Source organism: Arundinibacter roseus (genome assembly GCF_004348825.1).
Taxonomy (GTDB): domain Bacteria; phylum Bacteroidota; class Bacteroidia; order Cytophagales; family Spirosomataceae; genus Arundinibacter; species Arundinibacter roseus.
The window spans coordinates 178,310-191,289 of record NZ_SMJU01000003.1; the positions used below are offsets into that span (position 1 = coordinate 178,310).

The 12,980-nt window shown below is 49.1% G+C and carries 9 protein-coding genes; all 9 read left to right on the forward strand.

Annotated elements, in window-relative coordinates; genetic code table 11:
* Positions 1-20: 20 nt before the first annotated feature.
* The 9 genes from EZE20_RS05505 to EZE20_RS05550 all read left to right on the forward strand — a co-directional run bounded on the left by EZE20_RS05505 (position 21) and on the right by EZE20_RS05550 (position 12,913).
* Positions 21-1,472 carry a RagB/SusD family nutrient uptake outer membrane protein gene (locus EZE20_RS05505; protein WP_317129154.1) on the forward strand — a complete coding sequence of 484 codons (1,452 nt, stop codon included), beginning with the start codon at positions 21-23 and terminating at the stop codon, positions 1,470-1,472.
* Between the two features lie 69 nt (positions 1,473-1,541).
* The gene (locus EZE20_RS05510; RefSeq protein ID WP_132115356.1) at positions 1,542-2,978 is read left to right on the forward strand and encodes a glycoside hydrolase 5 family protein; all 1,437 of its coding nucleotides are present in this window, start codon (positions 1,542-1,544) and stop codon (positions 2,976-2,978) included.
* A gap of 40 nt (positions 2,979-3,018) precedes the next feature.
* Positions 3,019-4,347, forward strand: coding sequence for an endo-1,4-beta-xylanase (locus EZE20_RS05515; RefSeq protein ID WP_132115358.1), 1,329 nt, complete (start codon positions 3,019-3,021; stop codon positions 4,345-4,347).
* 33 nt (positions 4,348-4,380) lie between these two features.
* Positions 4,381-5,571 carry an enolase C-terminal domain-like protein gene (locus EZE20_RS05520; protein WP_132115360.1) on the forward strand — a complete coding sequence of 397 codons (1,191 nt, stop codon included), beginning with the start codon at positions 4,381-4,383 and terminating at the stop codon, positions 5,569-5,571.
* Between the two features lie 11 nt (positions 5,572-5,582).
* Complete coding sequence (locus tag EZE20_RS05525) at positions 5,583-6,380, forward strand: SDR family NAD(P)-dependent oxidoreductase (protein ID WP_132115363.1); 798 nt, start codon at positions 5,583-5,585, stop codon at positions 6,378-6,380.
* Positions 6,377-9,253, forward strand: a complete 2,877-nt coding sequence (locus EZE20_RS05530) for a glycoside hydrolase family 2 protein (RefSeq protein WP_132115365.1) — start codon at positions 6,377-6,379, stop codon at positions 9,251-9,253. The genes EZE20_RS05525 and EZE20_RS05530 overlap by 4 nt, the downstream gene beginning before the upstream one ends.
* Positions 9,250-10,539: an MFS transporter gene (locus EZE20_RS05535; RefSeq protein WP_132115367.1), complete on the forward strand. Its 1,290-nt coding sequence runs from the start codon at positions 9,250-9,252 to the stop codon at positions 10,537-10,539. Before EZE20_RS05530 ends, EZE20_RS05535 begins: the two co-directional genes overlap by 4 nt.
* Positions 10,517-12,166, forward strand: a complete 1,650-nt coding sequence (locus EZE20_RS24275; RefSeq protein ID WP_199879875.1) for an SMP-30/gluconolactonase/LRE family protein — start codon at positions 10,517-10,519, stop codon at positions 12,164-12,166. The genes EZE20_RS05535 and EZE20_RS24275 overlap by 23 nt, the downstream gene beginning before the upstream one ends.
* Positions 12,167-12,199: 33 nt before the next feature.
* A complete protein-coding gene (locus EZE20_RS05550; RefSeq protein ID WP_132115369.1) occupies positions 12,200-12,913 on the forward strand; it encodes an RraA family protein in 714 nt (237 codons plus the stop codon).
* The last annotated feature ends 67 nt before the right edge of the window (positions 12,914-12,980 follow it).

The following is a 12,980-nucleotide window of genomic DNA, read 5'->3' on the forward strand; positions in this document are numbered from 1 at the left end:
TCAAAATTTAGACTTAATTCATGATGAAAAAAATATTCATTCTTATTCCACTTCTTGCGCTGATGTCTTGCGAGGATATTTTGCTGGAATCACCAAAAGCCGTTGCCGTGGAGACTTTTTACAATACAGCCGGTGAGGTAGAAACAGCTGTAAATGCAGTCTATGAGCAGCTGCGGGCAACCAATAACATCAGCGGACAGCTGGGTGCTCAACTGGAAGCCTATACCGATTATAGCTACGGTCGGGGAAGCTATCAGGTACTCAGCGATTTTCAGGGATTGAATAGTACCAATATTCCCAGGACAGATGATGGCTGGCGTCTGTTTTACCTTGGAATCCGTAACGCTAATCTGGTGATTCAGAACGCTCCAAACGGAACCAATATCAGTCAGGCAGACGTGGCTAAATTTGTAGCCGAAGCCAAGTTTTTGCGGGCCTTCAACTATTTCTGGCTGGTGCGTAACTGGGGCGCCGTACCCATTCGGACCGAAGCTACGCTCAATGAACCCAACGTGCCCAAAAGTTCCGTGCAGGAAGTGTACAACCTGATTATTGCTGACCTCACAGAAGCCGAAAACAATTTGCCCGAAACTCCTGCACAAGTGGGTCGGGCCACCAAATGGGCCGCTAAATCTGCGCTGGCGGAGGTGTATTTTACGCTCAATCGATACGCCGAAGCGCGGGATAAAGCCAAAGAAATAATGGATTCCGGACGATTTTCGCTGGTACCTGTAACAGTTGCCGAAGACTTTGAAAAAGTATTTGGCCCAACAATTGTATCAACACCGGAAGAAATTTTTTATCTGAAAATGACCCGTCAAAACGGACAAGGGATGTACCTGGCTATGTTTGCCCACCATCCTGGTGCCCGACTTCATGGTGCTGGCGGGTTCTTCGCACATTATAGCGACAAAGAATCTAATCCGGTACAAAAAAACTGGGATAATGCAGATTTACGCAAGAGCTATACCTGGTATCCCTGGAATATTGGCCTGGGTGCCAACTCCTTACTATGTAAAAAGTATTCTGATCCGCTCGCTCCCACCCAAACCGGTGCAGGCAACGATTTCCCTATTTACCGCTATGCAGATGTTCTCCTGATGTTTGCCGAGGCCGACGCCCGGGTAAATAATGCACCTACTGCTGCTGCCATAGAAGCGCTCAATCAGGTACACCGTCGGGCGTATGGTCAGCCACATACCTCGCCCTCGTCGGTTGACTTCAAACTTGCCGATTATACTGCCGAATCATTCTATGACCTGGTTCTAAAAGAGCGGGGCTACGAAACACAGTACGAAGCCAAGCGTTGGCTGGATCTCAAACGGTTGGGAATTCCAAAACTTCGTCAGGTAATTAAAGACGCAACAGGTAAAGATGTAGCCGACAAGCACCTTTTCTGGCCCATTCCCGTTGGCGAGCTAAACTTTAATACCGCTCTGGATCCCAATACGGATCAAAATCCCGGGTATTAATTCATTACAAACAAGTAGTAGACTCTATTCCTAAACCTTCAACATGTGTTTGTACCTAACCAACAGGTAATGAATCTGATCCAATTAGTTGTCGCCGTGCTGAGTTTTTATCCCTGGTCTGCCGGGGATAAAAACCAACTGGCAACGGAAACCGGATTTGTAAAAGTAAGTACTCGCGACAGCCGCTACCTGGCTTTTGAAAACGATTCGGTATTTATACCCATTGGTCCCAATATTTGTTTTCCCCGTTCCGAGCTCAGTACGCAGGGCATTCGGGAGTACTACGAAAGTTACTTTCAGAAACTTTCGCAAAATGGTGGGAATTATACGCGCATTTGGCTAAGTGCGCCACATTTTGAAGTAGAGCCCCAAACGGCAGGAATGTATGATTCAGGATTGGCCGAACGGACGGATGCAGTAGTGGCGCTTGCAGAAAAATACGGCATTCGCATTAAGTTTTGTCTGGAACATTTCAGGAAGTTAACCAATTCTCCCGCACGTTTTGCGGGTTCTGTTGCCTTTGACCGTCCGCCCTACGCCTCGCAGGTTCAGACCATGGAGTCATTTTTTGAATCTGGAATAGGGAAGAATTTATACCTGAAACGTGCTGAATATCTGGCCAATCGCTACGCAGATAACCCAGTAGTGATGGGTTGGGAACTTTGGAATGAAATAAATGCGGTGCCGCTGAAAGATCCTCAACTGCTGCTAAACTGGACCCAGGAAATACTTCCAAAGGTCAAAGAAAGGTTTCCACGGCAGCTTGTGATGCAGAGTTTGGGTAGCATGGATAATCCGTCAGCCATTGAGCTATACAGGAAATACATGCAACTGCCCACCAACCAAATCGCTCAGGTGCATCGCTATCTGGACGAAGGCGCTCAACTACCAATTTGCCAGGCCCCCATGGATGAGTTGGCGGCTGACGCCGTTCGTACCCTACGCGCGATTAGTCCCGACAAACCCGTGATACTTTCAGAAGTAGGTGCCGTTGAACCTAATCATGCCGGGCCTTCGCGACTGTATGCCAAAGACACGGCGGGCATTCTGCTGCATGATCTGCTGTTTGCTCCCTTCTTTTCGGGCGCTGCGGCTCCCGGTCAGAGCTGGCACTGGGAATTTTACATTCACAAGAACAATTTGTGGGGACATTTTGGCCGCTTTCAGCAAGCAATCAAAGGATTTGATCCCGTGGCTCAGAAGGCACAAGCCCGAGAAATTCAAAGAAAAAACGGTTTGAAAATTTATGCTTTGGAAGGCCAAAACACTTCGCTATACTGGATTCGGGATGCAACATCAAATTGGAAAACGGAACTGGTAGAAGGACACTTGCCGAAACCTGTACAGGCACAGCGAATAACCCTGAATTCCAAAAAAAACAACCGAATTACGTTTTATGATCCATGGAAAAATACCTGGTCAGCTGCTGAAAACCTCAGTGGTACACAGGCAGAAATTCCAGCCTTTACACGCTCACTTGTTGTGAGGGTTGAACATGACAATTGATTTATATCAAACTAGTTAGACCAGAAAACACCCATCCGTTATGAAGAAAATACTGTTGCTTTTACTTCTGATTAGTTCAGAAGCATATGCCCAAACCACCGCTTTGGATTCGCTATGGACAAATCCAGAGGTTGAAAAAAGAATTCAGGAAGGTATTGAAGCCAACCGAAAAGGAGAATTTACCCTGAGTTTTCCCGATGCAAAGGGCACCGTGCAGATTGAGGTGACACAGATAAAACATGCCTTTTTATTTGGTTCCAATATTTTCATGCTAAAAGGGTTCAAAACTGCGGCGCAGAACGAGCGCTACGAAACAGTATTCAAGGAATTATTCAATTTGGCCTGTGTTCCATTTTACTGGAAAACGCTCGAACCTCAACAGGGAAAGCTCCGTTACGAAGCGGGAAGTCCGGAAATTTACCGCCGCCCGCCACCGGATGTCGTACTTGATTTTTGTAAAAAAAATGGAATAACACCCAAAGGTCATACGCTGGTGTGGGACAATACTGCGCACGCTGTTCCTGAATGGTTGCCGAAAGATACCAGCAAAATTCAGCCGTTGATCGATCTTCGGATCAGGCAATTGGCCGATCGTTACGGCTCAACGGTCAAAACCTGGGATGTTGTCAACGAAGTGCTGAAAGATCATCCCGCAGTTCCAATGCCCCCTGAATATCCGTTGAAAGCTTTTATGACCGCTCAGCGGAACTTCCCCACGGATACCCGCCTTTTTCTCAACGAGGTTACGACCGAATCCTGGCAAAACTACCACCGGGAATACACGCCTTTTAACTTACTGATTAATGATTTAAAAAATAGAGGCGCCCGAATTGACGGTTTGGGGCTGCAATTCCACTTTTTTAGCGAACCTCTGCATCACAACGTAGTAGCAGGTAAGGCCATGAAGCCGGACGAACTTTTCAAAGCTTTGGATCTCTATGGCAAACACAATCTGCCAATTCACGTATCAGAAATTACGATTCCTGCCTTGCCCCACACGTCCGAAGGATTGGAAAATCAGGCCAAACTTACCCGCAATTTTTACCGGCTTTGGTTTAGTCATCCGGCGGTTGAATCGATCATTTGGTGGAACGTGGCCGACGGTACCGCCGTAGCGGGAGAAGACAAATGGCGGGGTGGATTTCTGGACGAGAACCTGCAACCCAAACCCGCTTATCACGCGCTGAATACCTTAATCAACCAGGAATGGAAAACCAATTTTAACGCTACGGTTTCAACCAAGTCCCATTCGTTCAAAGGATTTTATGGAGATTATGTAGTAAAGGTTACCCGGCAGGGCAAAACGACCGAACATACGTTTTCAATCAAAAAAGATTCACCCAAACAACTCGCAATTTCTCTCAACTAATTCTTATTTCCTGATCGGAAAGCAACGTATTGTATGAAAATCATTGACATCAGAACCCGCTGTGTAGCCATTCCGCTCAATGCACAGCTTCGGCACAACACGGGCGTTCACCCCGGCTATTTTCTTCGCACCATTCTGGAAGTCATCACTGACGAGGGTGTGACGGGCTTGGGTGAAGTCGGTGGCGGCGATCAGCGGGCGGCTCTGCAAAAGTTGAAGCCCCGAATTGTGGGTTTGGATCCGTTTCACCTCGAAACACTGAAACTCAAAGTGCTGCGCTCAATTTATTACATGTCCAACAGTCGGCTTTACGCGGCCATAGAAATGGCGTGTCTGGACATTCAGGGAAAAATTATGGGACGTCCCATGAGCGATCTGCTTGGTGGACAGGTGCGCAGTGAGATACCCATGATAGGGTATTTGTTTTGGCGCTACGATAGACCGGGGGGCGGTCATGACCAAACCGCCGAAGACCTGGCCGACTACTGTGTAGAACTACACGAGACATTGGGGGTAAATTCCATGAAACTGAAAGCCGGAGTTATGAAACCCATGGAGGAAGCCCGTGTACTGGAACTGTGCCGACAGAAACTGGGCGACGACTTTGGGCTTCGCATTGACCCTAATGGCGTGTGGTCGGTGGCTACGGCGGTGCAAGTGGGCAAACGGCTCGAAGATCTTAACATCGAGTATTTTGAGGATCCATCCTGGGGTTTGAATGGCAATGCGGCCGTTCGGCAACAGGTGCGCATACCCATTGCGACCAATATGTACCCCGCCCGATTTGACGATCTGGCACCCGCCATCAAGATGAACGCGGTAGATATTGTCCTCACGGATTTGCACTACTGGGAAGGTCCGCGGGGCGTGAAGGATTTGGTGGCTATTTGTAACACATTTAATCTCGGTGTGGCCATGCACAGCGGGGCTGAGTTTGGCATTGAACTCGCCGCGATGCTGCATACCGCCTCCACAATTCCGACCATGACTTTTGCGGGTGATGCACATTATCACTACCTGACGGATGATATTATTGAAGGCGGACTGTTGCCTTACGAGAATGGCTGCATCAAAGTACCGCAGGGACCGGGTTTGGGCGTACGTCTGGATGAGGATAAAATGAAGTTTTATGAAAAATACTACGAAGAAAAAGGCGATTACTACGCCCGTTTTCATCAGGATCCCTACCAACCTGACTGGTACCCAACCGTGGGTGGAGTTTAACTGCTAGTTTTATGCGACTGACAAAAAAGAAAGCACTCGTCACCGGAGCCTCCCGCGGCATTGGCAAAGCCATAGCGTTGCAATTGGCGAAAGAAGGCTGCACAGTAGGCGTGCATTTCCTGAAAAATGAATCCGAAGCACAGCTGGTAGCCGATCAGATCGTGGCGATGGGGAGTGAAGCTTATATTTTTCAGGCTGATTTGTCTGATTCCCAACAGGCTATTCAACTGGGTCAACAAGCCTGGGAAAGCATGCAGGGTTTTGATTTTCTGATCAATAATGCGGGTTTATCCTACAAAAAACACTTTCTGGACACGAGCGAGTCCGACGTAGATGATTTCATGAATGTCAATTACAAAGGACCATTTTTTTTAACCCAAACCGTTGCAAGATACATGGTTAGCCGTGGAGAGGGAGGTAGCATTTCCAGCATCACCTCCGTCAACGGCGTCAGACCCAACTACGGTCAGGCGGCCTATGGTGCATCCAAAAGCGCCCTCGAAACCCTGATGCAGGCCGCTGCGCTGGAACTCGCCCCGCATGGCATCAACGTGAACACCTTTGCCGTCGGTGCTGTCGAGACCGACATGACGGCTGAGGCGCGCGCCAATCCCACCTTTTTTAAAGAAGTCATAGATGGCATTCCCGCCGGCCGTTTTGGACTACCCGAAGAAATCGCCGCCGTAGTGGTAGACCTGCTCTCTTCGGGCACCTACCTGACGGGCGCTTCGCTGGTTATTGATGGCGGCATGCTGCTAATGCGCGGCTACGGCAAAGGTTCACCTTACAAAAACCCAGATGAATCATGAAAAAACTTCTGTTTATACTACTGATAACCTGCCATTTTTCTTTTGGACAAACTGAAAAAAATCTCTGGCAGCCTTACCGTATCAGCGAGCGTAGCGGCTCAGCGCACGTGGATTTATCCGGCACAGGCTGGACACTCGGTCACACCGATCAACCCATCTCTGGTTTGTCTGAGTTAAAAACGTTGAAAGACGAATTTGAGACCAGTATTCCTAACTCGGTTCACTGGTCGTACTATAAAGCAGGTAAATTGCCGCATCCCTACTACCACAAAAATTCCGAGCAATATCTGTTTATGGATGAAAAGGTGTGGTACTACCGTAAATCCTTCAAAAAGCCTGCTCATACTCAAACAGATGTGGCCTTTCTGTGCTTCGACGGCGTCGATTATTTTGCCAGAGTTTGGCTCAATGACTCTTTGCTGGGCGTACACGAAGGCATGTTTGGCGGACCAACCGTAGAAGTCAGCAGGTTTTTAAAAGATGAAAATGAGCTGGTCGTAGAAGTTCGGGCGGGCAACTGGGGCCAAAAAGCTACCCGGCTGGAAGACCTGCCCCGCGAGGGTGGAACCGGCGAGCGTGATTACTCCAAACGTACCGGATTCAATCCCCGGGCAAGCGGTAAAATCATTAAACCCTGGGTAATCTCGGGTGGCAGCGGTGGCGAGGCATTTTTTAGTGTAGGCATGTGGCAGGGTGTGCGCCTGGAAATCATGCCGGCCTTTCATCTGGAAAGACCGTATCTGACCACAAAGTCGCTTAGCGCTACGGAGGGAAAAGTGCACCTTTCTCTGGAAGTTTTTGCCAATGCGCATTCACTTCAAAAAACATTGCATCCGTGGCAAAATACTCAGCTTAATCACCCTAACGAAAAAGGAAGCCGCTACGATCCGGTTGAAGGAAAGTGGAGCGTGCAGGTAGAAATAACACCTAAAAACCCGGCAACCAAAGGCTCTGCAAAGCCCCTGATTCAGGAATTTCAGCTCAAACTGTATGAAGGAAGAAACTGGCTCGAACAGGATTTGACACTGCCAAATCCGGCCCTTTGGAATCCAAATGGACTGGGCGATGCCAATTTATACGAGGTAAAACTTACACTGAAAAATGATCAGAAGGCTGTCGATCAGCTCAGCTTTGACTATGGCCTGCGGACTATTGAGCGGGTGGCCACTGCCGGACCGCGCACTTTTGACCGCTGGGAGAACTGGCAGTTTGTAGTCAACGGGCAGAAGATTTTTGTTAAAGGCATGAATTTCACCCCACAGGATATTCTGCTGGATCTGCCCTACGAGCGCTACCGCTGGACGCTGGAAGCAGCCAAAAAAATGGGCGTTCAACTCATCCGCATCTGGGGTGGTGGACTGCTCGAATCCGATCATCTGTATGACATTTGCAACGAATTGGGCATCATGGTCTGGCAGGATTTCCCGATTGGCAATCAGGACACGCCGGGCTATCCGCAGGACGTGTGGGAGGCGCAGGTAGTACAGAATATCTTCCGGCTTCGCAATCATCCGTCACTGGCTGTCTGGTGTGGGGGTAATGAGTTTAATCCTTACTCCTACGGAAATGCTGCTTCAATCGGCATTCTGGAACGCAACCTGGATATTTTTGATAAATCCGTAGCGACGGCCGCCCGCTTTTTTGTCCGCACTACTCCCGATGACGGCAGCATGCACGCCTACCCTGACATGGATCCCAATTGGTACAACCGCAGCTACAAATACGAAGCGTGGGTATCCGAAACGGGCATGCACTCCATTCCCGAACCCGCTGTTTTTCGGGAAACGGTCAACGCAAAAGAGTTTTTTGATTTGGGAAAAATGTGGGAAAAAGACTTTGCTGATAAGCATCCGGAATTCACCCATCACTTTACCGAATACGGCCCAAGCCGGGTGCCACGCATGCTGAGCCGGGCCTCGCATATTTCGGACATGAAAGATCCGTCGCTGGAAACGATTTCGGAAGCTACGCAGGTAGGCGCAGGAGAATTTTACCAGATTTTTTCGGAAAAAATGCAGGGGAATTATCCCGTAACTGCCGGCCTGATGCCCTGGGTTTTCAAGCGGCATTGGCCCGTCATTGCCATTCAGCTCATGGATTGGTTTGGCAATGCGGCGGCGCCTTACTACTTTTTGAAAAGGACCTACGAGCCCACCCACGTAGCGGCTGATTTGCCACGACTGCTCTGGAAATCAGGTGAAAACCTGCCGCTTAATGCCCGAATCACCCATTCCTTGCCATCAGATTTGCGGGGTACTGTTTCGGTCAGTGTGCTGGATGATTCATTTAAAAACCTTTATGGTAAAACATTGACCGTTAGTCAAAAGGCAAGCAGCCGGGCAACCGTGACGCCGCTGTTTGATCTGGGGAGTTTTAGCATTCCAACTTCTTACAACGACCGATACCTGTTTGTGCTGCTCGAATTTAAGGATCAGGGCGGGAAACTGCTTTCGCGCTCATTTTATTTTCCGAGGGTTTTGTCAAAAATGCAGGAATCGGATTTTTATAATCAGTATGTCAATCAGCCCATGAACTGGATTACCCTCGAAAACGGCCCGTTCTTAAAACCTACGGTTGAAAAAACCAGCACGCAGCTTACTATGGTGAAGGTTTCTGAACAAAAAACTTCACGGGACCGCAGTGCAGTAAAGATTCGCGTGACCAATACCGGAAAAGTGCCGGCATTTATGATGAAAGTATATATTACCGGGACCAAACGCGCCTTTACCGCATCCGACAATTTTGACTGGCTGGCTGCCGGAGAAAGTCGCCTGATTGACCTGGATGTGCTCTGGCGTGAGCCTGCCGAATCCTCCAAAGCCGTGCTGGAAGTATCTGCCTGGAACGCTCCTAAACAAGAAATCAAGCCATGAACGCACCTTCCGAAATACCTTCAAAAATTCCAACTGCAAAAAAATCAGGAGGCTTCCGACATTGGGAATTGCTGGTGCTGCTTTGGCTGGCTTTTTTCCTCAATCAGGCCGACCGGCAGATTTTCAGCGTGGTTCTACCGTTGATTCGCAGCGACTTAGGCTTTACCGACGCCGAGCTGGGACTAATTGCCTCCTCGCTGGTTTGGACCTACGGCTTGCTGGTTCCCATCGCCGGTTTTCTGGGCGACCGTTTTTCCAGACGCAACATCATCGGTTTTTGCCTGTTGTTCTGGTCGGTAGCTACCCTTTTCACCGGACTTTGTGCCACACTGGTGCAGTTCATTTTGCTACGGGGCATTGCCACGGGTGGAGGCGAGGCTTTCTATGCACCGTCTTCTAATGCGCTGCTTGGTGAAAAGTATGCCAAAAGCCGGGCCTTTGCACTTTCCATTCATCAAACGGCCGTCTATGCCGGAATTATCCTCAGCGGGCTGATTGCCGGATACATCGGTGAGCATTATGGCTGGCAAAATGCATTCTTTCTATTTGGAGGTTTGGGTATAGTTTTGGCGGGAGTAATATTTTTGAGGATCCCGAAAGATCCACCACTTCTTGCTCCCCAAAAGAACATAAAACAGGAAGTGCTGGCAACGGCTGCCCATATCGTCAAGAAACCCACGGTAGTTTTGCTCACGCTCGCCTTTGGCTGCATGGTGTTTGTCAACGTGGGATATTTGACCTGGATGCCGACCTTTCTGGTTGATAAATTTGGGCTGACGCTCACTGACGCCGGTTTTTCTTCTCTTTTCTATCACCACGTGGGTGCATTCCTGGGCGTTTTGATAGGCGCCAAACTTTCTGATCATTACGCCCTGCGGCTACCTAAAAGCCGGGTGATTGTTCAGGCGGCGGGGTTATTTCTGGCGGCGCCTTTCATTTTGATCATGAGTCTGAGTACTTCGCCGCTGCTAACCTACGTGGCACTTTTTCTGTTCGGAGTTTTTCGGGGATGGTACGACTCAAATATCGTGGCGTCACTCTACGAGGTGGTCTCGCCAAAAATCCGCTCTTCGGCCTACGGTCTGGTGCTGGCCTGTGCCTTTTTGATAGGGGCGTCTGCTCCCTACCTGCTGGGAATTCTCAAACCAACACTTGGCCTTTCCAAAGGTTTGGCGGGACTTTCTGCCGTGTATATTCTGGGTGGACTGTTTCTGAGCCTGGCAGCCTGGGTTTATTTTGATAAGGATCAGCAAAAGGCCCAGCATGAAACGACGGATCTTTCTTAAAAATACAGCATTAACCGGAAGTTATTTTATGCTAAAAAACACACCTGTTCTGGTGCAGAAAAGTTACCTGGAATCAATTCCTAACCTGCTTTGTCTGTGGGATTTTGCCGGAGATACTCCTTTCCAAGCCAAAGGCAAATATCCGTATATTCTGAAAAAAGCTGCGGGAGAATTGCCTCTAACCAAAGAGGGCGTTCTGGCCAATGGCTCGGTAACTATTGCGGAAAATGCTTACCTGTACATTCCCCGAAACGAGTGTTCGGGTCTCAACATTCGTGGCCCGCAGGCGCAGGTCACGTTGCTGGCCTGGGTGCGGCGCAGACTCAAAAGTACGACGCCTCAGGAGTGTGAGGCCATTGCGGGCATGTGGAACGAAACCCAGCGGAAACGGCAATACTGTCTCTTTCTGAATATTCGCCTGCATGGCAGCAGCGATCAGGTATGTGGGCATATATCTGGCATTGGCGGACCGACAGTTGGTGAGAAATGGTGCGTTGATGTATCGATTGGACAAACGCCGGTACTTTACGACGAGTGGACTTTTGTAGCCATGACCTACGATGGATCACAGATTCGCTCCTATCACAATGGCCGTTTTGATGCGCACGAAGATCGCAACCCTTACCACTATCCACAGGGAATTTTTGATGGAGGGGAAGACGGATCGGATTTTACCGTGGGTGCCGTGCATCGGTTGGGTGAAATTGGCAATGATTTTTGCGGGCAATTGTCCGGGCTAGCCATTTTTGACCGCGCCCTGTCAGATCAGGAAATAGCCGCTATTCATCAGGCCTATCCCTTGCCGCAGCCCGAACGTTTACAGGTTCTGGCGTCGGGTCTTGCCTTTCCGGAAGGTCCTGTTTTTGCCAAGGATGGAAGTCTTTGGGGCGTAGAATTGCAGGGTCAAGGCCTCGTGCAGCTACAAAATGGACAGCTAAAACGCTATCACGTTGGCGGCAAACCCAACGGGCTGGCCTTCCACAAAAATGGAGAGCTTTGGTTTTGTGATGCCGAAAAAAATGCCATTCGTGTATTTAATCCTGCCACAAAAACTACAAAAACACTTCTGGAAACAATTGAAGGCATGCCACTAAATGCCCCAAATGATTTGGCATTTGACTCAGCTGGTAACCTGGTATTTACCTGCCCGGGAAATTCCCGTCAGGAGCCCACGGGCTATGTGGCCCTGCTGTCCTCAGATGGCATTGCCCGCAAAATTGCGGAGGGACTGTATTTTCCCAATGGCCTGGCATTTAGTGCCGACGGAAAACAGCTCTTTGTGGCTGAAACGTACCGACATCGTTTGTGGAAAGGAGATTGGGACCATACCAGGCATCAATGGACCCATGCCAACGTATGGGCAGAGGTAGAAGGCCCTTCTGGCCCGGGCGGACCGGATGGCATGGCTTTTGGTGAAGATGGAAATCTCTACGTGGCGGTTTATGGCACGGGTAAAATTCAGGTAATCAACAAATTAGGCAAGATTTGCCATACCATTTCACTTCCCGGAAGCAACCCAACCAACTGTGCCTTTGATCCTGACGGAAAGCTGGGGTTGATTATCACCGAAGCTCAAAACGGACAGCTTCTTTCGTATCGCACCTCCCTAAAAGGAATTATAAATTAACATATTAATCAAAATAAAACTGTAAAGCATCCTATGGAAATTATCACTAATGCGTACCCCATCCGCCAGTTTGAACTTAATTACGATTGGCAGGAAATTCAGTCCCGATATTTGAAACTATATGCCGGACTTGTCTCAGACGCCCTCGAACATTTGGGTTACCACGCGCAATGCATGTCGAGCGGGGTTTATCCATTGCTACATACCATGAAAGTAGCCGGACCGGCTTTTACCTGCCACGGCATAGCCACGCCGAGCCGGGATGAAAAAATACACGACATTCGGTTGGGCATGTTTAAAAGCATGACGCATGGTGTGGTGCAGATTCGTGATACGCAAGGGGATTTATCATGCGGACAATTTGGGGAAATATCCGCCACGGCTGCTGCGGCCCATGGCTGCGTTGGAGCAGTAATTGACGGCTCCACCCGCGATAGCAACTATTTAATCGATATGAATTTCCCCACCTTTTGCCGGTTCCGCAATCCCGTTGAAGCCTTTGGGCGGTTCATGGTGGTGGATTATCAGATTCCGATTTACGTAAAAGGAATGGACGGCCTACTGCGGGTCAATCCGGGGGACTATGTGTTTGGTGACAATGACGGGGTAGTGATTGTGCCGTTTGAGAAAACTATTGAAGTGCTCGAACTTGCCGAAGAATGGTTTGCCAGTGAGGCCAAAAGCCGGGCCGAAATGGCAAAAGGGCGAGATCCGTTTGATGTATATTCAGAATTCGGTCGTTTCTGACCGACATTTTTCCCAGCCTGAACCGCAGGCTGGGATTTTTCCTTACTAGTTGCTTTATAGTTTTCGC

What these genes read in the sequence shown, in the direction of transcription:
- EZE20_RS05505 (WP_317129154.1), top strand. Translation starts at nt 21, where the DNA reads ATGATGAAAAAAATATTCATTCTTATTCCACTTCTTGCGCTGATGTCT.
- EZE20_RS05510 (WP_132115356.1), top strand. Translation starts at nt 1,542, where the DNA reads ATGAATCTGATCCAATTAGTTGTCGCCGTGCTGAGTTTTTATCCCTGG.
- EZE20_RS05515 (WP_132115358.1), top strand. Translation starts at nt 3,019, where the DNA reads ATGAAGAAAATACTGTTGCTTTTACTTCTGATTAGTTCAGAAGCATAT.
- EZE20_RS05520 (WP_132115360.1), top strand. Translation starts at nt 4,381, where the DNA reads ATGAAAATCATTGACATCAGAACCCGCTGTGTAGCCATTCCGCTCAAT.
- EZE20_RS05525 (WP_132115363.1), top strand. Translation starts at nt 5,583, where the DNA reads ATGCGACTGACAAAAAAGAAAGCACTCGTCACCGGAGCCTCCCGCGGC.
- EZE20_RS05530 (WP_132115365.1), top strand. Translation starts at nt 6,377, where the DNA reads ATGAAAAAACTTCTGTTTATACTACTGATAACCTGCCATTTTTCTTTT.
- EZE20_RS05535 (WP_132115367.1), top strand. Translation starts at nt 9,250, where the DNA reads ATGAACGCACCTTCCGAAATACCTTCAAAAATTCCAACTGCAAAAAAA.
- EZE20_RS24275 (WP_199879875.1), top strand. Translation starts at nt 10,517, where the DNA reads ATGAAACGACGGATCTTTCTTAAAAATACAGCATTAACCGGAAGTTAT.
- EZE20_RS05550 (WP_132115369.1), top strand. Translation starts at nt 12,200, where the DNA reads ATGGAAATTATCACTAATGCGTACCCCATCCGCCAGTTTGAACTTAAT.